General features: G+C 51.4%; 10 protein-coding genes, 1 tRNA gene, 3 rRNA genes and 7 pseudogenes. 1 reads left to right on the top strand and 20 read right to left on the bottom strand.

All coding sequences use genetic code 11. From position 1 onward, the window contains the following. Positions 1 to 41: 41 nt before the first annotated feature. The 8 genes and pseudogenes from KHX94_RS10305 to KHX94_RS10270 form a co-directional block, all read right to left on the bottom strand. Positions 42 to 118, bottom strand: a tRNA-Asp gene (locus KHX94_RS10305). A 55-nt stretch (positions 119 to 173) separates the two neighbouring features. Next, positions 174 to 289: ribosomal RNA gene (gene rrf / locus KHX94_RS10300) — 5S ribosomal RNA — on the bottom strand. 104 nt (positions 290 to 393) lie between these two features. Further along, positions 394 to 3278: ribosomal RNA gene (locus KHX94_RS10295) — 23S ribosomal RNA — on the bottom strand. A gap of 383 nt (positions 3279 to 3661) precedes the next feature. Continuing rightward, a 16S ribosomal RNA gene (locus KHX94_RS10290) occupies positions 3662 to 5200 on the bottom strand. Together the 16S, 23S and 5S rRNA genes with 1 tRNA gene alongside form the textbook arrangement of a ribosomal RNA operon. A 387-nt stretch (positions 5201 to 5587) precedes the next feature. Beyond that, positions 5588 to 6198: pseudogene (locus KHX94_RS10285) on the bottom strand (TlpA disulfide reductase family protein). Continuing rightward, on the bottom strand, positions 6195 to 6671 hold the full coding sequence (gene nrfF, locus KHX94_RS10280) for a heme lyase NrfEFG subunit NrfF (protein ID WP_213680572.1): 477 nt from the start codon (positions 6669 to 6671) through the stop codon (positions 6195 to 6197). The pseudogene KHX94_RS10285 and the gene nrfF overlap by 4 nt, the downstream one beginning before the upstream one ends. Further along, positions 6668 to 7246 (bottom strand): DsbE family thiol:disulfide interchange protein, encoded by a 579-nt coding sequence (locus tag KHX94_RS10275; protein ID WP_213680571.1) that lies wholly within the window; start codon positions 7244 to 7246, stop codon positions 6668 to 6670. Before KHX94_RS10275 ends, nrfF begins: the two co-directional genes overlap by 4 nt. A gap of 17 nt (positions 7247 to 7263) precedes the next feature. Further along, positions 7264 to 9238 (bottom strand): annotated as a pseudogene (locus tag KHX94_RS10270) (heme lyase CcmF/NrfE family subunit). A 456-nt stretch (positions 9239 to 9694) separates the two neighbouring features. On the opposite strand from KHX94_RS10270, the gene ccmI reads away from it, so the two are divergent. Further along, on the top strand, positions 9695 to 10987 hold the full coding sequence (gene ccmI / locus KHX94_RS10265; protein WP_213680570.1) for a c-type cytochrome biogenesis protein CcmI: 1293 nt from the start codon (positions 9695 to 9697) through the stop codon (positions 10985 to 10987). Between the two features lie 198 nt (positions 10988 to 11185). Here ccmI and KHX94_RS10260 read toward each other — a convergent pair. The 12 genes and pseudogenes from KHX94_RS10260 to KHX94_RS10205 form a co-directional block, all read right to left on the bottom strand. After that, positions 11186 to 12417, bottom strand: a pseudogene (locus tag KHX94_RS10260) (beta-ketoacyl-ACP synthase). Continuing rightward, positions 12414 to 13139, bottom strand: a complete 726-nt coding sequence (locus KHX94_RS10255) for a 3-ketoacyl-ACP reductase FabG2 (protein WP_213680569.1) — start codon at positions 13137 to 13139, stop codon at positions 12414 to 12416. The pseudogene KHX94_RS10260 and the gene KHX94_RS10255 overlap by 4 nt, the downstream one beginning before the upstream one ends. Beyond that, a pseudogene (locus KHX94_RS10250) lies at positions 13136 to 13626 on the bottom strand (hotdog family protein). The gene KHX94_RS10255 and the pseudogene KHX94_RS10250 overlap by 4 nt, the downstream one beginning before the upstream one ends. Next, positions 13619 to 14811 (bottom strand): annotated as a pseudogene (locus tag KHX94_RS10245) (beta-ketoacyl-[acyl-carrier-protein] synthase family protein). Before KHX94_RS10245 ends, KHX94_RS10250 begins: the two co-directional pseudogenes overlap by 8 nt. Before the next feature lie 16 nt (positions 14812 to 14827). Beyond that, positions 14828 to 15406: a DUF3261 domain-containing protein gene (locus KHX94_RS10240; protein WP_213680568.1), complete on the bottom strand. Its 579-nt coding sequence runs from the start codon at positions 15404 to 15406 to the stop codon at positions 14828 to 14830. Beyond that, complete coding sequence (locus KHX94_RS10235; RefSeq protein ID WP_213680567.1) at positions 15406 to 17742, bottom strand: MMPL family transporter; 2337 nt, start codon at positions 17740 to 17742, stop codon at positions 15406 to 15408. The genes KHX94_RS10240 and KHX94_RS10235 overlap by 1 nt, the downstream gene beginning before the upstream one ends. Next, on the bottom strand, positions 17742 to 18416 hold the full coding sequence (locus KHX94_RS10230) for an outer membrane lipoprotein carrier protein LolA (RefSeq protein WP_213680566.1): 675 nt from the start codon (positions 18414 to 18416) through the stop codon (positions 17742 to 17744). Before KHX94_RS10230 ends, KHX94_RS10235 begins: the two co-directional genes overlap by 1 nt. Then, positions 18413 to 18836 (bottom strand): annotated as a pseudogene (locus KHX94_RS10225) (acyl-CoA thioesterase). Before KHX94_RS10225 ends, KHX94_RS10230 begins: the two are co-directional and overlap by 4 nt. Next, entirely contained in the window at positions 18836 to 20368 is a 1533-nt protein-coding gene (locus KHX94_RS10220; RefSeq protein ID WP_213680565.1) for an HAL/PAL/TAL family ammonia-lyase, read from the bottom strand. The pseudogene KHX94_RS10225 and the gene KHX94_RS10220 overlap by 1 nt, the downstream one beginning before the upstream one ends. Next, the gene (locus KHX94_RS10215) at positions 20365 to 22062 is read right to left on the bottom strand and encodes a glycosyltransferase family 2 protein (RefSeq protein WP_213680564.1); all 1698 of its coding nucleotides are present in this window, start codon (positions 22060 to 22062) and stop codon (positions 20365 to 20367) included. Before KHX94_RS10215 ends, KHX94_RS10220 begins: the two co-directional genes overlap by 4 nt. Continuing rightward, on the bottom strand, positions 22059 to 22421 hold the full coding sequence (locus KHX94_RS10210; protein WP_213680563.1) for a 3-hydroxyacyl-ACP dehydratase FabZ family protein: 363 nt from the start codon (positions 22419 to 22421) through the stop codon (positions 22059 to 22061). The genes KHX94_RS10215 and KHX94_RS10210 overlap by 4 nt, the downstream gene beginning before the upstream one ends. Then, positions 22414 to 23786 (bottom strand): annotated as a pseudogene (locus tag KHX94_RS10205) (AMP-binding protein). The gene KHX94_RS10210 and the pseudogene KHX94_RS10205 overlap by 8 nt, the downstream one beginning before the upstream one ends. Position 23787: the final 1 nt, after the last annotated feature.

Genomic DNA, 23787 nt, shown 5'->3' with positions numbered 1-23787 from the left:
AAAAGCAAAAGGCCTCGTCATAGACGAGGCCTTGCTATTAGTGGCGGGATGGACGGGACTCGAACCCGCGACCCCCGGCGTGACAGGCCGGTATTCTAACCAACTGAACTACCACCCCACTGGGCCTAAGCCCAATCCTTACGGCCAGACGCATCGCATCTGACAAAATAGGCGCTTGGCGATGACCTACTCTCACATGGGGAGACCCCACACTACCATCGGCGCGATTGTGTTTCACTTCTGAGTTCGGGATGGAGTCAGGTGGGACCACAATGCTATTGTCACCAAGCAAATTCGGTCAATTCGGAAAGCTGCTTTCGTTAGTAGACGGTTCTCTTACTTCAATCAAGCCTTGCCATTCACTCAAGCTTCTTCAAAACCCATCTGGGTTGTATGGTTAAGCCTCTCGAGTCATTAGTACAGGTTAGCTAAACGCCTCACAACGCTTACACACCCTGCCTATCTACGTCCTGGTCTCGAACGGCTCTTTAGTGGACTCATGTCCAAGGGAAGACTCATCTCGGGGCTCGCTTCACGCTTAGATGCTTTCAGCGTTTATCAATTCCGAACATAGCTACCGGGCAATGCCATTGGCATGACAACCCGAACACCAGCGGTTCGTTCACTCCGGTCCTCTCGTACTAGGAGCAACCCCCTCAATCTTCCAACGCCCACGGCAGATAGGGACCGAACTGTCTCACGACGTTCTGAACCCAGCTCGCGTACCACTTTAAATGGCGAACAGCCATACCCTTGGGACCGACTTCAGCCCCAGGATGTGATGAGCCGACATCGAGGTGCCAAACACCGCCGTCGATATGAACTCTTGGGCGGTATCAGCCTGTTATCCCCGGAGTACCTTTTATCCGTTGAGCGATGGCCCTTCCATTCAGAACCACCGGATCACTATGACCTGCTTTCGCACCTGCTCGACGTGTCTGTCTCGCAGTTAAGCTGGCTTGTGCCATTACACTAACCGTACGATGTCCGACCGTACTTAGCCAACCTTCGTGCTCCTCCGTTACGCTTTAGGAGGAGACCGCCCCAGTCAAACTACCCACCAGGCACTGTCCCTAATCCCGTTCAGGGACCCAGGTTAGAACATCAACACTGCAAGGGTGGTATTTCAAGGTCGACTCCATCAGGACTGGCGTCCCAATTTCATAGTCTCCCACCTATCCTACACATGCAGGGTCAATGTTCAGTGCCAAGCTATAGTAAAGGTTCACGGGGTCTTTCCGTCTAGCCGCGGGTATACGGCATCTTCACCGCAATTTCAACTTCACTGAGTCTCGGCTGGAGACAGCCTGGCCATCATTACGCCATTCGTGCAGGTCGGAACTTACCCGACAAGGAATTTCGCTACCTTAGGACCGTTATAGTTACGGCCGCCGTTTACCGGGGCTTCGATCATGAGCTTCTCCTAAGATGACCCAATCAATTAACCTTCCGGCACCGGGCAGGCGTCACACCGTATACTTCCTCTTGCGAGTTCGCACAGTGCTGTGTTTTTGATAAACAGTTGCAGCCAGCTGGTATCTGCGACTGCCGTCAGCTCGGGGAGCAAGTCCCTCCACCAACAGCAGCGTACCTTCTCCCGAAGTTACGGTACCATTTTGCCTAGTTCCTTCAGCCGAGTTCTCTCAAGCGCCTTGGTATTCTCTACCCGACCACCTGTGTCGGTTTGGGGTACGATTCCTGCTAACCTGAAGCTTAGAAGATTTTCCTGGAAGCTTGGCATTAACCACTTCATCACCTTAGTGACTCGTCATCAGCCCTCAGTATTATGTGCCCGGATTTGCCTAAGCACACTACCTACAGCCTTAAACGCGGACGACCGACGCCGCGCTGGCCTAGCCTTCTCCGTCTCTCCATCGCAGTTAGCAGCAGTACGGGAATATTAACCCGTTTCCCATCGACTACGCCTTTCGGCCTCGCCTTAGGGGTCGACTCACCCTGCCCCGATTAACGTTGGACAGGAACCCTTGGTCTTTCGGCGTGGAGGTTTTTCACCCCCATTATCGTTACTCATGTCAGCATTCGCACTTCTGATACGTCCAGTGTGGGTTACCCCTTCACCTTCATCCGCTTACAGAACGCTCCTCTACCGCTCATCCATAGGATGAACCCGTAGCTTCGGTGAATTGCTTAGCCCCGTTACATCTTCCGCGCAGGCCGACTCGACTAGTGAGCTATTACGCTTTCTTTAAATGATGGCTGCTTCTAAGCCAACATCCTAGCTGTCTAAGCCTTCCCACATCGTTTCCCACTTAGCAATTACTTTGGGACCTTAGCTGACGGTCTGGGTTGTTTCCCTTTTGACGACGGACGTTAGCACCCGCCGTCTGTCTCCCGAGTAGTACTCATTGGTATTCGGAGTTTGCAAAGAGTTGGTAAGTCGGGATGACCCCTAGTCTTAACAGTGCTCTACCCCCAATGGTATTCGCTCGAGGCGCTACCTAAATAGCTTTCGAGGAGAACCAGATATCTCCCGGTTTGATTGGCCTTTCACCCCCAGCCACAGGTCATCACCGTCTTTTTCAACAGACGTGTGTTCGGTCCTCCAATTGATGTTACTCAATCTTCAACCTGCCCATGGCTAGATCACCGGGGTTCGGGTCTACACCTAGCAACTATTCGCGCAGTTAACACTCGGTTTCCCTACGGCTCCGCTATTCGCTTAACCTCGCTACTAAATGTAAGTCGCTGACCCATTATACAAAAGGTACGCAGTCACGGTCTCAAGAACCGCTCCCACTGCTTGTACGTATACGGTTTCAGGTTCTATTTCACTCCCCTCACTGGGGTTCTTTTCGCCTTTCCCTCACGGTACTGGTTCGCTATCGGTCAGTCAGGAGTATTTAGCCTTGGAGGATGGTCCCCCCATCTTCAGACAACATACCACGTGTGTCGCCTTACTCGTTTTCATCATCGGTTAGCTGTCGTGTACGGGACTATCACCCTGTACCGTGGTGCTTTCCAACACCTTCCACTAACACCCCAATGACTTAAGGGCTACTCCCCGTTCGCTCGCCGCTACTAGGGGAATCTCGGTTGATTTCTTTTCCTCGGGGTACTTAGATGTTTCAGTTCTCCCGGTTCGCCTCTGCATGCTATGTATTCACATACAGATAGTTGCTTATGCAACTGGGTTGCCCCATTCGGATATCTGTGGCTCAACGGGTTTTATCACCTCACCACAGCTTTTCGCAGATTAACACGTCCTTCATCGCCTCTGACTGCCAAGGCATCCACCGTATACGCTTAGTCGCTTAACCATACAACCCGGATGAGTTTCCTCTTTGACTTGCTACTCAATGACCTGTCTTTATTGTTTGTTTCGTTCATCAGTTATGTAGTTGACTACACGCCTTCTTCACTCAACAAACGGCTTCGACACGCTATCGATTAGCTTCGCCAGTCCGAATCGTATCAACGACCCATATTGGTTTTTCTTTCGCCTTGATGTGTTTCATCGCTGAAACACTAGAATCACAAAACACTTGATTGAAGTATTTTGAGAACTCATTTTGATTAAATATCACTATTTAATCTCTACTATCAGCTTTCCAAATTGTTAAAGAACAAACATCACTTCCGTAATGCCGGTTTGAGACAAACCTATCTGTGTGAACACTCACAACAAATTTCATCGTTTAGGTAAGGAGGTGATCCAGCCCCAGGTTCCCCTAGGGCTACCTTGTTACGACTTCACCCCAGTCATGATCCACAAAGTGGTAACCGCCCCCCTAAGGTTAAGCTAGCTACTTCTTTTGCAAACCACTCCCATGGTGTGACGGGCGGTGTGTACAAGGCCCGGGAACGTATTCACCGTGGCATTCTGATCCACGATTACTAGCGATTCCGACTTCATGGAGTCGAGTTGCAGACTCCAATCCGGACTACGAACAGCTTTTTGGGTTCCGCTCCACGTCGCCGCTTTGCTTCCCTCTGTACTGTCCATTGTAGCACGTGTGTAGCCCTACTCGTAAGGGCCATGATGACTTGACGTCGTCCCCACCTTCCTCCGGTTTATCACCGGCAGTCTCCCTACAGTTCCCGGCATTACCCGCTGGCAAGTAAGGATAAGGGTTGCGCTCGTTGCGGGACTTAACCCAACATTTCACAACACGAGCTGACGACAGCCATGCAGCACCTGTCTCAGAGTTCCCGAAGGCACCAATCCATCTCTGGAAAGTTCTCTGGATGTCAAGAGTAGGTAAGGTTCTTCGCGTTGCATCGAATTAAACCACATGCTCCACCGCTTGTGCGGGCCCCCGTCAATTCATTTGAGTTTTAACCTTGCGGCCGTACTCCCCAGGCGGTCTACTTAATGCGTTAGCTTGAGAGCCCAGCGTTCTAGACGCCAAACTCCGAGTAGACATCGTTTACGGCGTGGACTACCAGGGTATCTAATCCTGTTTGCTCCCCACGCTTTCGTGCCTGAGCGTCAGTCTTCGTCCAGGGGGCCGCCTTCGCCACCGGTATTCCTCCAGATCTCTACGCATTTCACCGCTACACCTGGAATTCTACCCCCTCTACGAGACTCTAGCTTGCCAGTTCGAAATGCGATTCCCAGGTTGAGCCCGGGGCTTTCACATCTCGCTTAACAAACCCTGCGCACGCTTTACGCCCAGTAATTCCGATTAACGCTCGCACCCTCCGTATTACCGCGGCTGCTGGCACGGAGTTAGCCGGTGCTTCTTCTGTCAGTAACGTCAATGTGCTGAGGTATTAACTCAACACCCTTCCTCCTGACTGAAAGTGCTTTACAACCCGAAGGCCTTCTTCACACACGCGGCATGGCTGCATCAGGGTTTCCCCCATTGTGCAATATTCCCCACTGCTGCCTCCCGTAGGAGTCTGGACCGTGTCTCAGTTCCAGTGTGGCTGATCATCCTCTCAGACCAGCTAGAGATCGTCGCCTTGGTGAGCCCTTACCTCACCAACTAGCTAATCCCACCTGGGCTTATCCATTCGCGCAAGGACCTAAGTTCCCCTGCTTTCCCCCTTAGGGCGTATGCGGTATTAGCAGTCGTTTCCAACTGTTATCCCCCTCGAATGGGCAAATTCCCAGGCATTACTCACCCGTCCGCCGCTCGTCATCAAACTAGCAAGCTAGTTCATGTTACCGCTCGACTTGCATGTGTTAGGCCTGCCGCCAGCGTTCAATCTGAGCCATGATCAAACTCTTCAATTAAAAGTTTTGACTCTAATGAATGACTGTTCTATTCGAACACTCTTCAGTGAGTTTTAAATCGTTTTGCGATTTCATTCACTGCGAGTGCCCACACAGATTTGCTTGTCTCATCAATTGTTAAAGAGCGTTGCCCGGGGTTCTCTCCGAGCAGGGAGGTGCATTCTACACCACCCCAACTTGGCGTCAAGTGGCTTGCGCCAATCTTTTCGCCCAGACAAATCAGCGTCTCCGCCTTGCCTGCCTGCACCGCCAGCGTGTTGCTGTTGCCGTGTCAGTGGGTGCGCATTATAGGGGGCTTAATCTTTTGTGCAAGAGGTATTTTAAAGAAAAAGATCGCTTGCCGATCTTTTAGGCAAAAGCGATCTTTTTATGGGATCTTCGTAGTGTTCAGGATGACTTTGTGGCGGCTTTAGCTTCGGCTTGGCGCTGCTGTTCTTTCTCAATAAAGCTATTGATGAGCGCTTCGGCCTGAGGATCGTCCCAGTCAACAAAACTACGTACAAACGCAATCAAGGTGCCATTGCCATCGAGAATGAAAGTCGCGGGGATGGTATCTAACGGGAATATAGCGTCTAGTGCCATCTTGGGATCATAGAAACTGTCAAACTCCGGCATCCCCAACGATGTTAAGAACGGCACTACTTGCTGTTTGCCCCTTGATCGATGGAGATGGGTAGAAATGCGAATTTACTTTGATCGAATTTCTTCTCGAAACGCTGTAATGCGGGCAGTTCCCGCACACAAGGTGGACACCAAGTGGCCCACATATTGATGAGCACGACTTTTCCACGATATTGGGCGAAGTCATGGCTATGCCCTTGAGCGTCAGTGAAAGGAACAAGCTTTAGTGGGAAGCCATGAGCGAGGATATTGATCTTATCGACGCTAGAGTCAGCACTCGCTTTTGCCACAGCTTTGGGTGAATTATCCTGAGCAGCACTGCTGGCAAATGCCAGCAGTGCCCATCCCAGAAATAACGCTGATTGCAGCAACTTCATTTATGTTGCTTCAATAATTCAGCTAGCTGCTGCTGATCTTCCGCCGACAACTCGGCTGGCTTGTCAGCATGACCACGCTGTTTGCGGATAAAGATAAATGCCACCAGGGCACCAAACAACAGTAAAGCAACCGGACCTAACCACAGAATGTAGGTTTTGGTTTCCAGACGCGGTTTGTACAGCACGAATTCACCATAGCGACTGGTCATGAATTCGATAATCTCGCTGTCGCTCTTACCCGCATCAACCATTTTGTACACTTCCATGCGCAGATCTTTGGCCACTGGCGAGGCGGAATCCACAATATCCTGGTTCTGACACTGTGGACAACGCAAGCTGCGAGCCAATTGCATGGCATGTACTTGGTTGGCTTCATTCTTGAACTGATAGGTGTCAACCGGAGTCGCTGACACCTGATACGCGAGGCCAAATGCCAGCACTGCGCTAGTCAATATTCTCAGCAATGCTTTCATGACGCTGTTCCTTCTGTCGCATTTCCCTGCTGGGCTGTCGCCGCTTCTTGTTGCAACTGTTTCACCAGTGGGTAAATGGTTTCATTCCAGACGCGCATATCTATCGGCCCGGCATAACGGAAGCGAATGATGCCGTTGTGGTCAACAATGAAACTTTCCGGTGCACCATAAACCCCAAGATCCAGCCCAAGCTTGCCATCTGGGTCAAAAATATTGAGTGAATAAGGATCGCCCTGACGTGTCAGTTCCTGCACCGCCATACCACGCTGATCCCGATAGTTAATGCCGTAAATGGGCACTAACTTCTGCTGGGCTAACTGCAGCAAATATGGATGTTCATATTTACAACTGGGGCACCAGGTTGCCCAGACATTCATGATATACACCTGACCCTTGAGGTCATGATTGGAGATCATGACCTTAGCGTCTTCCAGTTTCGACAAGCGAAACTCTGGTACAGGTTTACCTTCTAGGGCGGAATCTAGCTGTTGGGGATTCAAGTACAAGCCACGGTACAAGAAAATCCCCATCACCAGAAACAACACTAGCGGAATAAAAAGTATTAACTTCTTCATAATCTCAACTATCCGTCTCAGGCAGATGCCAGACTGGCTTTCTTATCACTTACTGTATCTGTCGCCTTCTGCTTCACGCGGTAGCGTTTATCAGAAGCCGCAAACAAGCCACCAATCATCATGAATACACCACCGAACCATAACCAACGTACAAAAGGTTTATAGTTGAGGCGCACGGCAAACTCAGTACGGCTAACAGGGTCACCCATTGTAATGTACAGGTCACGGAAGAAGCCCCAGTCGATGCCAGCTTCGGTCATATCCATGGTACGTACGTTATAGATACGGCGATCCGGTTTCAAGAAGGCGACTTCTTTACCATCTTGAGTTACGCGAACTTGCCCCTGCTTGGCGGTGTAGTTAGGGCCTACCACATCTTTCGTTTCTAGATAGTGGAAAGTATACCCGGCCAATTCTTGGCTGATCCCAGGGCCCATGCGCACGCTTTTTCCTGTGAGTAGTTAGACACCATAGTGGCACCCACCACTGACACCGCGATACCAAAGTGCGCAATCAGCATACCCAGTTGGCTACGACCGATACGGGCCAGACTGAATTCAGCATCGCTCGGTTTCGCAAAATTGTAGGCAGCGCGCAATGTAGACAACAATACCCACAACGCCATCCCCAGACCAAACATCACCCAAGCATTAAATTTGCCATCAATCACGAATGGCATAGCAACACCAAACACCAGTGCCACTAGTGCAGGGATTAACAACTGCCGTCTTAATTCGCCAGGCTTAGCCTTCTTCCAGCGGATGATGGGACCAATCCCCATGAAAGCAAACAGAGCAAAGGCTAGCGGTACAAATACCGCGTTGAAGTATGGCGGGCCAACAGAGATTTTACCCATGCCAAGCGCATCGATCAGCAGTGGGTAGAGAGTCCCCAGCAGCACAGTGCCAGCGGCCACCGTCAGCAACACGTTACAGACTAACAGCATGGTTTCTTTAGACAGCAGTTCAAACCGAGCCGGGCTGCTCATTTCACTGGCACGGAAGGCAAACAGCGTCAACGAACCACCAATAGTCAGACCCAACAGCAGTAGGATGAACATACCGCGACTAGGATCGGCCGCAAACGAGTGTACCGAAGTCAGCACCCCAGAACGTACAATGAAGGTACCAAGCAGACTCAACGAAAAGGCAAAGATAGAGAGCAGCACTGTCCAGTTACGGAAAGCCCCACGTTTTTCAGTCACACTCAGTGAATGCAATAACGCAGTTCCCACTAGCCAAGGCATAAAGGAGGCGTTTTCTACCGGATCCCAGAACCACCAGCCGCCCCAGCCCAGTTCGTAGTATGCCCACCAGGAACCCAGCGCAATGCCACCAGTCAGGAAAATCCACGCGGCCAGTGTCCAAGGACGAGTCCAACGTGCCCAAGCAGAATCGAGACGGCCACTCATCAAAGCAGCAATGGCAAAGGCAAAGCTGACAGAGAAACCGACATAACCGAGATACAGCATAGGCGGATGGAAAATCAGCCCCACATCCTGCAACATCGGGTTCAGGTCGCGGCCTTCCATCGGTGCTGGAGACAAACGCTCAAACGGACTGGAAGTCAATAACATGAACAGGCTGAACCCAATCACGATAACCGCCAGAATCGCCAGTACCCGCGCAGTAAAGACTTCTTCTAACCCTTTACTGAAAAAGGCCACCGATGCGGTCCAGATGGACAATGCAAATACCCAGAACAGCAGTGAACCTTCATGTCCCCCCAAACGGCCGCGATCTTGAAAAAGATCGGCAGTTCAGAGTTCGAATGATGTGCCACATAAGCAACTGAGAAATCATCCACGGCGAAGCTGTATGCCAGAGAAACAACAGCAAGAAGAATAAATAAGGTCATACCGTAACTGAGTGGCCAAGCATAGCGCACCAGATACTGGTCTTTTCGGGCAACACCGATCAATGGCACCGTGGCTAGCAATACCGCAAATGCTAACCCAATGATCATTGAGAGATGTCCAAGTTCTGGAATCATGGTTTTTCCTCGGTTCTACGTTCCACATCATTCCCTAAAGGAATAACGACCACACACGACTTAAGAGCTACAAAATCCTAAGCTAATGATTAATTTAAAAAATAATGCTTTATTAACTAGAATATCTTATTTGAGCTTTGGCTCATTTTAGTATTTGCTTTTGTTCCTGTCTGCCCCTTTGCGCTAAATCTGGGTGACGGCTCTCATTCTGCTGCAACGCCCGGATTTTCTTCATATAACGGGTAAGACTCTATGCTGTGACAGAGCTTCGTCATATAAGTTTCATAAGTTTTTGAGTGGTGAATTGGAACTGTGAACCAAACCCCAACTATCGCCTTTAACCGCTAACACTATGGTTATATTACTGTTCAATGAAACATCTTTACGTATAATTTGCGCTCAAGGCTTGCGGTAGGCGACTTTCCGCTTTATCTCCAACCAAAGTGAAACACGATAATGACCACATTCTGGATTTTCATCGCAATCGTTGTGCTGATCAGTTTAGCGCTGATCTGGGTCCCGCATTTCCGCCAGAAAAAACTCCTGGAAGCGGGCGAAACTGAAGTACGTAAAAAAACCAATTTGGAACTGTTCAACGAACGTCTGGCTGCACTGGAAAAAGAACACAGTGAAGGCTCCTTGGATGAACAGGAATTTGACTCTCTGAAAAAAGAGCTCGAAATCAGTCTGCTGCAAGATATGAAGCAAGCAAAAGATGAAACGCTCGAAGTCTCAAGCAAACCTCGCGGTTTATTGTGGCCCAGTCTGATGTCGGTTGCCGTATTAGGGCTTGCTGGTTATGCCTATTATCATCTGGGCGCCTATCAAGAAATTGAAACCGTTCAAGCGACACCCGTCAATCCGCATGCTGGAATGACCCCAGAACAGCTGATGGCCAAGCGGGTGGAGATGCTGGAATCAGCAGTACAGAGCCAACCCGATGACAGCCAAGCCTGGTTTAGTCTTGGTCACGCTTACATCTCTGCTGGCGACTACGATAAGGCAGTACAGGCCTTTGATAAAGTTATTGATTTAGTCGGTGTACATGCCGAACTGCTCGGTCCGAAAGCAACTGCGCTGTACTATAAAGCCGGGCAACAGATGATCCCGATCGTGCAGTCACTGATAGATCAGGCGCTGAAGCTTGACCCTAAAGATCCATCAACCTTGTTGCTGGTAGGGATGAATGCTTTCTACACCGCCGATTATCAGAAAGCCATCGACAGCTGGCAGACTATTCTTGATAGTGACCGGAGTGATGTTGACAGAGCGGCGCTGATCGATGCAATTAACACTGCCAAGATCCGCATGCAGGGTGACACTACCGCTATGCCAAATGACGCGACCCACAGCAAGTTAAAGCAAGAACAAGCCACGGAAACAACAGCTGCGCCGCAAACTGCCACCGCAGGTAAAGTCACAGTGCAAGTATCTGTTGCACCAGCACTGGCCGCCAAGGTTGATAGTACAGATATGGTGTTTGTTTTTGCCCGTCCGACCGAAGGGCCAAGTGTGCCGGTTGCCGCGACCAAAATCAGCGCTAAAGCGTTGCCAGTTACCGTGACACTGGATGACTCTACCAATATGGGCGGTAATGTTAAACTGAGCAGCACCAAAGCGGTTGAGATTATTGCTGTGCTGTCCAAACATGGTAATGTAAAACCACAAGCGGGTGATCTACAAGGTAAAATAGCCAGCGTAGATGTGGGTGGTAATGGTTCACTGGTACTGGATACCGAAGTAAAGTAAAACCTTAACAACCCAAAACGCCACTTTACTCCAAAGGTGGCGTTGCCCCGTAGGCCCCTCGATGGGGCCTTTGTTTTACTCGCTGATTATATTTCCGAGGGCGTCGCTACCGATTTACAGCTTTTCTCTGTTGGCGTTACCGATTGCTTTATCCCACCAACACGAGCGCGTTCATCCACCGCCGCTGGAGTAAAAGTATTACGCAGGCCAGCGACGGAAAATCAGCGAGGTGTTGATGCCACCAAAGGCAAAGTTATTACTCATCACTAACTCGGTTTGTAATGCGCGTCCATTATCGCGGATGTAATCCAAGTCAGCGCAGTCCTCAGCAGGATGTTCAAGATTCAATGTGGGGACAAACCAGCCATCACGCATCATCATGATGCTCCACCAAGCTTCCAACGCACCGCAGGCTCCAGCGTATGGCCGGTATAGCTCTTTAACGAAGATATTGGTACTTGGTTGCCAAAAACAGCATAGGTGGCCTGGCTTTCGGCGGCATCACCACGATCAGTGGCTGTGCCATGGGCATTCACATAGCCAATTTGCTGCGGTGTGATCCCGGCGTCATCCAAGGCTAATCGAATCGCGCCTTCCATGGTGGTCGCATTGGGCTGGGTGATATGTGCGCCATCGGCATTGGTGCCGAATCCTATGACTTCCGCATATATCCGCGCACCACGCGCCTGTGCATGTTGTAACTCTTCCAGTACCAAGGTACCCGCGCCCTCACCAATCACCAGGCCATCGCGGTCGCGATCGAACGGCCTTGGCGTTAACTGTGGGGTATCATTGCGAGTGCTAGTGGCAAATAGCGTATCAAATACCACAGCTTCGCTAGCACAGAGTTCCTCGGCACCGCCTGCCAGCATCAGTGGTTGGCGACCATATTTTATTGCTTCATAGGCATAGCCGATGCCTTGACTGCCTGAAGTACAAGCACTGCTGGTGGTAATAGTGCGGCCTTTTAAACCGAAAAAGACCCCGACATTGACAGCCGTGGTATGGCCCATCATGCGGATATAGCTGGTAGCATCGATACCGCTCATATCGCCATGCTTGAGCATGTCGCCAAAACCTATGATGGCAGAAGGGCTACCCGCCGACGAGCCATAAGCAATCCCCATAGCACCAGAAGCGACAATAGGATCATCCAGTAACCCCGCATCAGCTAACGCGAGTTCACTGGCACGGGTGGCCATCAGGGCTACCCGTCCCATTGAGCGGGTTTTCTTGCGGGAATAATGCGCAGGCACCGTAAAATCGTTGACGGGCGCTGCCAACCGGGTATTGAGACCATCATAACGATCCCACTCTGGCACACGCTGCACCGCATTACGGCCACTCTGTAAGCGCGCTTTAATCGTTGGCCAATCTTGCCCCAATGCCGAAATACCCGCCATGCCGGTAATGACAACTCGTTGACTCATAACATACCGCCATTGACTGAAATCACCTGGCGGGTGATATAGGCCGCTTCATCAGACATCAGGAAATTTGCTAAGCCAGCTATCTCTTGCGGTTTGCCCATACGGCGTAGCGGTACCAGTTGCTGAACCAATTCCTCACTGAAATTATCCACCATCTCGGTATCTATGATGCCGGGCGCAATGCAGTTGACGGTAATTTTGCGTTTGGCAACTTCCAATGCCAGTGCCTTGGTAGCACCAATAATACCGGCCTTGGAGGCACTGTAATTCACCTGTCCACGATTGCCGGCCAAGCCTGAAACCGACGACAACGTGATAATGCGGCCACCATGACGAGCTTGGATCATCGGCATCAATAACGGCTGCAGTACATTGTAAAAACCATCGAGATTAGTATGAATAACACCATCCCATTCCGCGTCTGTCATGGCCGGGAAGGCGGTATCGCGGGCAATCCCCGCATTGAGCACTGCGCCATAATAAGCGCCGTGGGCGGCAATATCGGCGGCGATGGCGCTGCGACAAGTCGCTCTGTCGGCCACATCAAACTGCAACTGGCTTACCTGTACACCAAACTCAGCCAATGCTTGTACGGTTGCGTTGGCCGCCTGCTGATTACGATGAAAGTGCAGCGCGATATCGTAGCCTGACTGTGCCAGACGCAAAGCAATCGCTTTGCCGATACCACGACTGGCACCGGTCACCAAAATTCGTTTACTCATGTGCGAGCTTCCACAGATACTTCGGCACCCGCCGCAACATAAGCGGCGGTGTCCTGGGGTTGAAATACGTTCACATTGGCACTGGCGATAACTTCGCCATGATGCAATATCTGGCAGTCAAATACCGCCAATCCACTCTCTTCCTGATAAAGCCGTCGTACGCTAGTCTGATACTGTTGTCCTGAGAAAAAGCCGTCACAATGTAATTGCAATTTGCGGCTTCCCAGCAAGAATCCTACTCGTATTGGTTCACGCCGGAGTTCCGCCTCAACCCCGCGAGGGCTGCAATGCTCTGCGCCATATATTCAATACCGACATAGTTGGGCACTCGCCCGAGAGCAAGCTCAAAAAATGGGCTCTGTTCATGGATGTTGATATTGGTCAGCAGCGAGTTGTCGCTGTACTGTTCAATGCTGTCTATCAGGATCATCGGTGGCCGATGGGCCAGAAAATCGGCAATATTCCGCTGCCGTAATGCTTCACTCATGCAGGTTTCCACGACTTAAAATCAGGCTGACATTACTGCCGCCAAAAGCAAAAGAGTTACTCATCAGATGCTGCAAACGGCCACGGTCACCCGCTTGCACCAGTGGCAATGGCACTAGTTTTTCATCAACAATGCCGTCCCAAAGATGTGGCGGCAACAACTGCTCGTTATTATAGTGAGACAGCAACAACCAACAAAATGCCGCCTCAATGGCCCCAGCAGCGCCTAATGTATGACCCACCAGCGGTTTAGTAGAGCTACAAGGGGGAATCGTATCAGCCCCAAATACACTGCTCATTGCCAATGCTTCCATGGCGTCATTTTTTCCGTAGCGGTACCATGCAGATTCACATAATCAATATCTGCCGCGGTTAATTGGGCTTGGTTAAGCGCTGCCTGCATTGCCGCAATGGCACCGCGCCCTTGCGGATGTGGAGCTGAAATATGATAGGCATCGGACGACTCGCCACAACCACTCAGCAAGATCTCGCCGTCGCCCCGCTCTAAGGTAAATACCGCGGCACCTTCACCAATATTGATGCCGTGGCGATTGCGACTACAGGGATTACAATGCGCATCATCGATAGATTCCAGTGCATCAAACCCATTTAGCGTCAATTGGCTGAGGCTATCAACGCCGCCAACAATCACCAGATCACACAAGCCGCTGAGTAACAACCGTCGCCCACTGGCAAATACCTTGGCACTGGAAGAACACGCGGTGGAGACTGTGTACGCTGGGCCTTGTAGCCCAAGTAGCTGTTGCAGAAATTCAGCGGGGCTGCCTAACTCCTGCTGCACATAGTGATAATCTTCTGGGAAACGCCCATGTTGCTGGAGGTAAGCCAGAGCCTGTTCGCCGTTGGCGATGCCAGAGGTGCTGGTGCCCAACACTATGCCAATGCGATCAACACCATAGCGCTTGGCAGCGGCGCTGATAATCTCGCGCAGAGGTTGCACCGCTTGCAACAGCAGCGCATTATTTTTGCATGAAAATTTTGCCAATTCAGACGGTAATGCTGGTAAGGCCATCGACACTTCGCCAACCATTGCCGGGCGTTCAAATAACAGCCCATCACGACTTACCATTGCCGAGGCATCACCCGCAATTAACGCCTGTAGAATGGTGTTGGGCTCATGGCCCAGTGGCGTACAAAATCCAGCATGTCTGATGGTTATTGGCATCTTATCCCTATGCGGTTCACATCGGCTGCAGCGTTAACCGGACATCGGCATCCGGTAGTTCAACGGTGGCTGGACTTAGCCAGCTAGGTGTTTGTGTATAGTGTATGCTGACTAAGATTTTGCCGTTGAGGGTTAGTTCACGGCAATAATGCTGCTGACAACGGAAATCCCGGACAGCTGCACTGGGGATTGCTTGCTGCACCATGGCTGTTGGCCAGTAAACCAACTGCTGGATGGCCATCAGATAATCGCCACGGAAGCCGCCTGACAGCAATACACTGTGTTCGCTGACCAGTGTATTGCCATCATAACGCAGGGTAAACAGTGATTGCCCGAGCGGTGCCAACCCCACCATAATTTCGCTACTTGGGCTGAATTGTAGCTGTACCAGCAGCTCCTGAGCCTTGCCCTTGTGTTCGAATCGCACCTGTTGTGCCATATCAGCGGGTATGGCTGTCAGGTGTTGCTGCCACGGTAAAGGTGCCAAGCAATAATTGGCAGTTGCAGCCAAGGGGACGCAGGTTTGCTGCCAGTTCTGACGGCTTTGGCAGCCACTGATGCTGCCCAATAACAGGAGATAAAGTATCCATCGCATCAGCGCAGCTCCTCTGTATTACCGGCATTCAATAAGGCCAGTAACAGTGTAAACAGAATACCTAACGCCAGTGTTTGACCAAATGCGGCAATTGCATGGGTACTGCTAAATCCCAGTAACCCGAACGCCAATAAGGTCGAGGCGGCAGACAACAGTACCGCTAGCATTACGGCTGCCGGGTGACGTCCGGCACTGGCAAAAAACAGGCTGTAATCAACCCCAATGCCAAACACCAGCAACAGCGCCAGCGTGTGGAACAAGGTAAGTCCTGCGCCAAACCAGCCCAGTGTCGCCAACGTCAGCAGTGCGGCCATAACCGGCACAGATGCAATCGAGAGTCCACGGTGCAGTCCGTAACGCCAGACGAACAACAAGGCGGCTAACACCAGTGATAATCCCAGTAACCAAAACGTCAGTTGTCGAAAATGCGCCATGACGGCAGAGATATCCGCCACTTTATCCACCAGAATTACTCCGGGCACAGTTTCGCTGATGGCTTTCACTGCCCCCAGCTCCTTGATCCCACCCAATAGTACAATGCTGCCGTATTGCGAGTGACTGGCATCCGCTGGCAACCATAGCTGTGCTAGGCCACTCTTTTGTGCCGCGGCTGTGGTTAACCATTGCTGGATGGTGAGCGGATTAGCGGCCGCAGCACTATATTGCTGAAGCAATGCAGGGGCGAGCGCTTCATCCAGCCCCAACTGTTGCAGCAGTGTCGGCAATTGCTGATAAATTTGCCCCTGTAACTGATAGTTGCGTTGTTGCTGTTGCGCGCTCGGAACAAAGCGTGACAACGACACAAAGTTGCCCAATTGCTGCTGATGCTGCAGTGCTTCCAGTTTAGGGGTTAATTGTTCGAGTCGTTGCAGCAATTGCTGGGCGTTATCGGCCTTAACTAACAGGAACTGATTATCGGTGCCACCACTTAACAATTGCCGCAGTTGCTGTTCCTCGGCGGTAACGCTGGCCGGACTCTGTTGCAAATTGCGGATATCGTCATCGTGATGCAGTTGTAGCAACCCGACTAGCAGTAGGACTAACAGCAAACTCAGTAACCTGCGCCAGCGCCTAAACTGTTGGCGAATGGCCAGGTAAAAGTTATGGGCCAATTGCAGTTGTCGCGGCCCCGCGGGCAACGGACTGGCCGCCAGTGCCGGATAGGCCAGCATGAGTGTCAACCAGCTAAAAACTAACCCCACCGCGCAGAATACCGCCACTTGCTGCATCCCTGGGAAAGGCGTTAACCCCAACGCCAGATAGGCGATGACACTCGACGCCAGCGCCAATGTCAGTGTTGGCGCGATGTGCCGTAGGCTATCTTGTACTGTGGTTTGCGGTGATTGCAGCCGTTCACAATAAAAATGAAAACTGTAATCGATGGCAATGCCTACCAAACTGGTGCCAAACACCAACGTCAACAGATGCAAGCCATTGAAACACAATAAAGTGACGGCCAATGCCACCCCAAAGCTGCTACCAAGGGTGAGCAGCGCTACGGTTAACGGTTGCAGTGAACGAAACCCCAGCAGCACCAACAGCACTACACCTGCCAGCGAAATACTGCCAATTATCCCGATTTGTGCCTTGGCACTGGTAGTAGCGGCGGCGGCATGAAACAGCGCCCCAGCTTTTAGCACTGCAACCTCGGCCGGTAAACTGGACAACGCTTGTCTAAGCGCTTGCAATTGCTGTTGTTGCGCCTGTGGATTGAAGGCGCTGCCACTCGCCTTGGCAATCACGATAGCCGCGGTTTTGTTACCACTGCGTGTCAGCAGTATGCCATCTTGCTGTTGCAACGACTGACCATTGGCGAGCTGCTGCAACCAATCGGGAAACAGCAGTAACGGATCCTGCTGTAGTAATTCACTATTGGCGCTGCCAAAAGGGCGGTAAAACTGTTGCTGTACCGATTGTAATAGTGGCTGTAGCTGCTGTTGTTGCAACAGTTGCCGTTGGCTTTGTGTCAGTAGCCGCATGCGATACGGGAAATAAAAATGGCCAAGCGCTTGCAGACTACCATCATCGCCACTGCGTACCTGGGTAAACGCGGCAGACTTGGGTAATTGCACTAGCAGTTGTTGTGCTGCACTGATCGCCTGTTCGCGTGAGTCTGCTAATAGCGCCAGATAAATTTGTTCACCAAACTGCTGTTCTACCTGCGTCAGTGCCGCTTGGGTTAACGGCGCTTCCTGCACTTTAGGTAACAATGCCAGAATGTCAGTTTCAATATGCGCCCCGCGTTGCCATTGCCATACACCGCTGGCAATGATAGTCGCCAACAATATCAGCCAGATAACCAGTCCCTGGCGTGGTGTCAAACGGGGCGCAGGCATCAGTTAGCGATCCCACTGGGTGTAAATAATTGCTGCTCAGCGGCACTGAGCGGGCCGGGATGGATTTGACTGAAACGAATATCGCTAATATCGCCTTGTTGCCCCAGCATCAGCAATTGCTGTGGCTGTGTATCGCCGATGAGAACCAACTTAGGTAATACGGCTTGTAGCTGATTATCTTTGGCAATTAATCCTAGTTGCCAAGACGATTGGGCTTGCAGGTACAGCACAAAATGCTGTTGCAGGTAATCGATATTGCCCGCCAATAAGGCCTGCATCAGTGTTGGCAATAAGCTCGCCAACGCCGTTGGCGCCGTACTAGCTTGTTGTACGCTGAGATGACCCTGGCTATCGAGCTGAAGCAGTTGCTGCTGTTTCAGGATAAGCGTCGTAGCAAAGGGCTGTTGCTGCTGCCACAACATGCCCTGGGTGGCGGCAAAAATAAAGTGGCCACTACTAAAGAGTGGTTGCTTTAATACTCTTAGCCAGCGCGTCTGCTGAAAATTGCCGCGACTGGTATCAGTGAGAGCCAGCCGCTGTTGCAGTTGTTGCAGTTGCTCGCTGCTGGCTTCTGTTGCAAACAGACTGTCATAATCGCTGAGTTGCGGGCGATTATCAGCCATGACCTGATGGCATAGCAGTAACAGTAGTACGCCAAACAGACAACGCCTCATTGAGCCTCCAAAAACGGTTGCAACCGCTGGCGGAACACTGGCGGAGTTTCAAAACACAGCTCTTTGGTCTGCATATTGACGGCGGCCTGGATGGTGTAGCCTTTGGTCAGGCGTTCACCACTGCTAACATCGAAGATCAGGTATTGGATTTTCAGGCGGTTTTCCCATTCCACCAGCCCAGCGACAACGCGAATTTTTTGCTCAAAGGTAGTGGATTTCACGTATTTGACTTGAGCATCCACAATTGGCCAGCCATAACCGGAGGTCAACATCTGCCGGTAACCATAGTCGATTTTATCCAGTAGCTTGCAGCGGGCGATTTCAAAATACCGCAAGTAATTGCCATGCCAAGTGATGCCCATAGAATCGACATCAAAAAGGAATTTCCAGTTCCACTTCCGCAGTTACCACAGCTTTCATCAGCAAACCTCCCAAAAACCTTGCTGAATTTTCAACAAGGTATCACGCAATGTGGCTTCCAAAGGCCGATCCTCTTGCAGTAGCGGCAACTGTTGCGTCAGTTGTGCTAGGGTTTTGGCTAGCGATGGCGTCAGGCGCTCTGCCGCCAGTTGCTGTTGGCGGATGCGCAAACGTATGCCCTGACTCATGGCTAATAGCGCGGCCGCGGCTACCTGTTCGGTCAATTCCAACACCCGCAGGCAATCACGGGCGGCGATGGTGCCCATGCTCACTTTGTCTTGATTGTGACACTCGGTTGAGCGGGAAAACACGCTGGCGGGCATGGTCAGTTTCAGCGCTTCGGCGGTCCAGGCAGAACAACCAATCTGCACCGCCTTAAATCCGTGATTAATACTTTGGCGTTCGCTGTCACAACCGGAAAGGTTGGCAGGCAGACCATTATTGAATTTAGGATCCATCACCAGTGCCATCTGCCGATCCAACAGATCTGCCAGATTCGCCACCGCGTTTTTCATAGCATCCATGGCGAATGCAATATGACCACCGTAAAAGTGACCACCGTGCAACACATGTTCGCCGTCACCATCTACAATCGGGTTGTCATTGGCACTGTTGAGTTCATTTTCGATAAACTGCCGCATAAACGGTAGTGCATCTGCCAAGACCCCGATAATGTGAGGCGCACAGCGGATGGAATAACGGTCTTGCAGTCGTTCGGAATTACGTGGATGTTGCTGGTGATTAAGATCCTCACGGATCCAAGCCGCCACCTGATTTTGCCCAGGATGCGGCTTTACGGAAAATAGCAGCTCATCAAAATGATTGCTGTTGCCTAGCAACGTCAAGGACGCCATGGCGGTGATGCGGGCACATAAGCGTTGTAGATACTGCGCGCGCTGATAAGCGAGACACGCCAGTGCGGTCATCACTGCAGTACCGTTCATTAACGCCAATCCCTCTTTCGGGCGTAGTGTCAAAGGCTGCAGTTGCTGCGCGCCATAGACCTCGGCGGTATCGCAGATTTTGTCCTGAAAGTAGACCTGACGCTCACCTACCAATACCGCAGCCAAGTACGACAGTGGTGTCAAATCGCCACTAGCCCCCACCGAGCCTTCTTCTGGGATCAGTGGAATAATGTCCTGATTCAGCAATAGTGCGATACGCGCCAGCAATGCGTAACTAACGCCGGATTTGCCGCGAGCGAGTGAATTCAAACGACAAGCCAGTACCGCCCGCGCTTGCACTTTATCAAGATGACGCCCAAGGCCACAGCCATGAAAACGACTAAGATGCAGCGGCAGTTCTGCTACCAGCTCGGGAGCGATGGCAACGGTGCAGGAATCACCATAACCGGTAGTGACGCCGTAGATCACCCCATCCTGGGCTAACAGCTTGTCGATAAAGCGCGCGCCGCGTTCTATGTATTCACGGTAATCATGGCTATCATCCAGTGCTACCTGAGCACCATTAGCTACCGCAATTATCTGTTCTAGTGCTAATGGATTACGGCCAAAGGCAATCGCCTGGGTCATGACATCTCCTTGCGCGTTGTATTTTCATCTCGGCGCCAAAAATCGTAAAAATTAAACCACTGCAACGGCACTCGCCGCGCCATGATTTCCAAGCGCTCGGCATAAACCTGGGCTGCCTGTTGCAAGCGTTGCTGGCGCTGCGCTCTGGGGCCGCTAAGTGGTGCGGTAAAAGGCTGTAATGCCACCTGATAACGCCCATGTTGGCGCACACAAAACATAGTGAAAACCGGACAATCCAACATACCAGCCAGAATAAACGGCCCTTGCGGCAGTGCGGCTTCAGCCCCGAGAAATGGCACATAACACACGCGCCCCATGCTGTGGCGCGAAGTGCGGTCGGCGGCAATCACTACCAACTCTCCAGCATCGATTTTGTCCTGCAACAACATCGCCGTGGCGGGGCTCAGCTCGCTCACTTGCAACAGATGTAACTGGCTATCTGGATTTAACTGCTTGATGATTTGATTAAAATTTTCCGCATTGTCGGTCATCACCATCACGTTAACTTTAATCTGGCGCTGGTGGATGGAAATGGCTCGGCATAATTCAATATTGCCAATATGCGACACCAGCAGCACTGCACCGCGGCCACTGGCGAGTTGTTCTGTCAGCAACTGTTTTTCGGGGAAATCGACTTGATTGAGGGTAATACGCTCGCACCAAGCATCGATTCTATCTAACGCGGCGTTACCGAAGCTGAAAAAGTGGCGCAGGCTGTCGCGCCAGTCTGTCGGTCGCTGTAAGTCCGGGTGTTGCGGCTCTAGTGCTTGCACTCGCTGTAGAAATTGCCGCGAGGCCGCACGCGCGCTGCGCCCTGTCGCGAAAAAATAACCGATGACCGGATACATCACCAGCCGTGCCAACCAGTGACCACCAAGGCGGTAACACGCGACTAAAATTTTCAGCCCCAACAGACTGCCACGTTCGCGGATACTGGACCAATGGCGCGTGTCCTCAGCCGTTTTTGGACCCAATGTCTGTCCGCTAATTTTGCGTCTCAGCATGCCGAAGAACAGCCGACTGTGCATCTTACTGATGCGCCAGTTATCGGCCCAGCCCTGAAAATGGCTTACACCGTCTTGCGGATAGATCACTCGTGTCGGCAGATGCAGCGTTGGCGTGCCGCGCCAATACAGCCGCACCATAATTTCAGTATCAAAATCCATCCGCTCACCAAGCGGCTCGCTACGAAACAGCGCTTCACAAGCGGCTAAGGGATAGACACGAAAACCACACATGGAATCGCGGATACTCAGGCTTAGAGTTTCCAACCATACCCAGAAATGGGTGATATAACGGCCATACAGGCGAGCTTTGGGAACGCTGTCGTCATATTGCGGTAAACCGCTGATCAGCGCCTGAGGATGTTGCTGTGCCAGTGCCAGCAGTTGTGGAATATCGTTAAGATCATGTTGACCATCAGCATCCACCTGCAACGCATGAGAATAACCTTGTTCCCAGGCGGTGCGCAGACCACTGACCACCGCTGCACCTTTGCCGCGGTTATAGGGATGGGTCAGCAAAGTTACCCAATCACTATGCTGTGCCGCCAGTTGCTGCAACAGATAACGAGTTGCCTCATTACTGCCGTCATCCACCAGAAAACAGTGCATTCCCAACGGCTTTAATGTTTGCAGCGTTTGGGCAATGTAGTTGCCGTGGTTGTAGTTAGGAATGACCAATGCAGGCTTCATGTGCGCTCCTGCAAAGCAAAGGCAATACGACCAGAAGCAAAACGTTGTTCGCCAGCACTGAAGCTAAATTGCAGTTTCCGCTTTTCAGCCAGATGCTGGATGCTGAGCAAAACCTGCATGCCCGGTTGGATTAACTGCTGGAATTTCAGCACTTCCAACTGCGCTACTGCAGTTTGATAGCCAAACTGCTGACAACCGAAGCGTATCGCCCAGTCGAGCTGCACCACCCCTGGCAGCACCGGATATCCGGGGAAATGCCCGGCAAAAGCGGGATAATCCACCGGCACTTGTAGCTGCCAATGGGCCTCGTCACCCTCAAAATAATGCGCCAACACTGGCGGCAATACTGATTTAATCATGGTCAAACAGTTGCACTATTTCTTGCTTCAGCAGTTTACCTTGGGCGTTCATCGGCATTTTCTCTGGGTAACGCCAGCGGCGTGGCAGCGTAACGCGCTCAAACTGACTCAGCAGGTGAGCTTTGAGACCATTGTTAATGCTGAGTTTGCCTTCGGCGGTCAGTTGCTGTTTACCGTAATCCGATAACTCCACTACCGCACCTAACTGCTGACGCGGTGTTTCCAACAACACCAGATGACTCTGTTGCACCCAAGGGTGGCTATTCAATAGTGCTTCCATCTGGGTCAGTGACAGCCGCTTTTCTTCAATTTTTACAATGCGGTCGAGTCGTCCTTCCAGCCGGAACAACTCTTTATCCAGCAAGGTGATTTTATCTTCACAGCGCAGTACCTTATCGTCTTCCAGATAGGGCGATTGCAGCAGCAAGGCGTTATCTTCTGGGTCAACGTCCAGCACCATGGGCGCAAACGCGCGCCAAGGAGTGTCGGCATTATGCTGACGCCGATAGCCGATGCCACCAGTTTCGGTGCTGCCATACACTTCGATTGGCAGACTGCCATAACACTGGCGAATGCCTTGTGCCGCTTCTAGCGATAATGGGCCGCCGGAGCTGAAAATCAGACTGGGAGTATGGAGTTGCCGTTCAAACCCCAATGCTTCCGGTAACCGTGATAGCTGCGCCGGACTACTGATCAGGCACAGCTTAGGAAATAGTGCGGTGTAATAACTTAAGGTTTCTGGGTATTCCACCAGATCTGACAAGAATGGCCGACTGGCCGCAAGTGGCCAGAGGATTTTAAACAACAGACCATAAATATGCTGATGGCTGACGGTGGCAATCACACTACAGTGTGGCAAATGTTTAGCAAACGTTTGTTCCAGCACTGTCACTTCAGCATCGAGCTGCCGCAACGTTTTACGAACCGCTTTGGGATAACTACTAGAACCGGAAGTAAACAATACCAGCTCGCCAAAATCACTGTCAGGGGACAATTGTGGCCAAGGTGCTAACGGCTGGCCGAGCTCTTTTTCAGCTCAATGTATGGTTTGCCTTCACACAAGGGCTGGTCAGCCAATACCGCATCAAATTCATCGAAGAGTTCGCTGAGCGTTCCAGGCTGGGTGTTAGCCGGGAGGATCAGTTGTTTGCCCGCTAACAGTGCCGCACACAAGCCAACGGCAAACTGGTCACTGCTATCACAGGCCAGCAGCCAACGTTGTGCACTACTGGCCACCAGCTGTTTATGCAGGTGATGCACCTGAGTAGCAAACAGCCCACCGGTCACAATATCGTGATGGTTGAAACTGATCAGTTGTTGTCCAGATGGACCCTGGCTCAACCAGGATTTCAGTAACTCTGTCATA

The sequence above is a fragment of the Shewanella dokdonensis genome (genome assembly GCF_018394335.1).
Classification (GTDB): domain Bacteria; phylum Pseudomonadota; class Gammaproteobacteria; order Enterobacterales; family Shewanellaceae; genus Shewanella; species Shewanella dokdonensis.
The sequence above is the reverse complement of the archived record's forward strand: the minus strand, read 5'-3'. Positions and strand labels throughout refer to the sequence as shown.

What these genes read in the sequence shown, in the direction of transcription:
- KHX94_RS10220 (WP_213680565.1), bottom strand. Translation starts at nt 20,368, where the DNA reads ATGACCCAGGCGATTGCCTTTGGCCGTAATCCATTAGCACTAGAACAG.
- nrfF (WP_213680572.1), bottom strand. Translation starts at nt 6,671, where the DNA reads ATGAAAGCATTGCTGAGAATATTGACTAGCGCAGTGCTGGCATTTGGC.
- KHX94_RS10235 (WP_213680567.1), bottom strand. Translation starts at nt 17,742, where the DNA reads ATGCCTGCGCCCCGTTTGACACCACGCCAGGGACTGGTTATCTGGCTG.
- KHX94_RS10215 (WP_213680564.1), bottom strand. Translation starts at nt 22,062, where the DNA reads ATGAAGCCTGCATTGGTCATTCCTAACTACAACCACGGCAACTACATT.
- KHX94_RS10240 (WP_213680568.1), bottom strand. Translation starts at nt 15,406, where the DNA reads ATGCGATGGATACTTTATCTCCTGTTATTGGGCAGCATCAGTGGCTGC.
- KHX94_RS10210 (WP_213680563.1), bottom strand. Translation starts at nt 22,421, where the DNA reads ATGATTAAATCAGTATTGCCGCCAGTGTTGGCGCATTATTTTGAGGGT.
- KHX94_RS10275 (WP_213680571.1), bottom strand. Translation starts at nt 7,246, where the DNA reads ATGAAGAAGTTAATACTTTTTATTCCGCTAGTGTTGTTTCTGGTGATG.
- KHX94_RS10255 (WP_213680569.1), bottom strand. Translation starts at nt 13,139, where the DNA reads ATGAGTAAACGAATTTTGGTGACCGGTGCCAGTCGTGGTATCGGCAAA.
- ccmI (WP_213680570.1), top strand. Translation starts at nt 9,695, where the DNA reads ATGACCACATTCTGGATTTTCATCGCAATCGTTGTGCTGATCAGTTTA.
- KHX94_RS10230 (WP_213680566.1), bottom strand. Translation starts at nt 18,416, where the DNA reads ATGAGGCGTTGTCTGTTTGGCGTACTACTGTTACTGCTATGCCATCAG.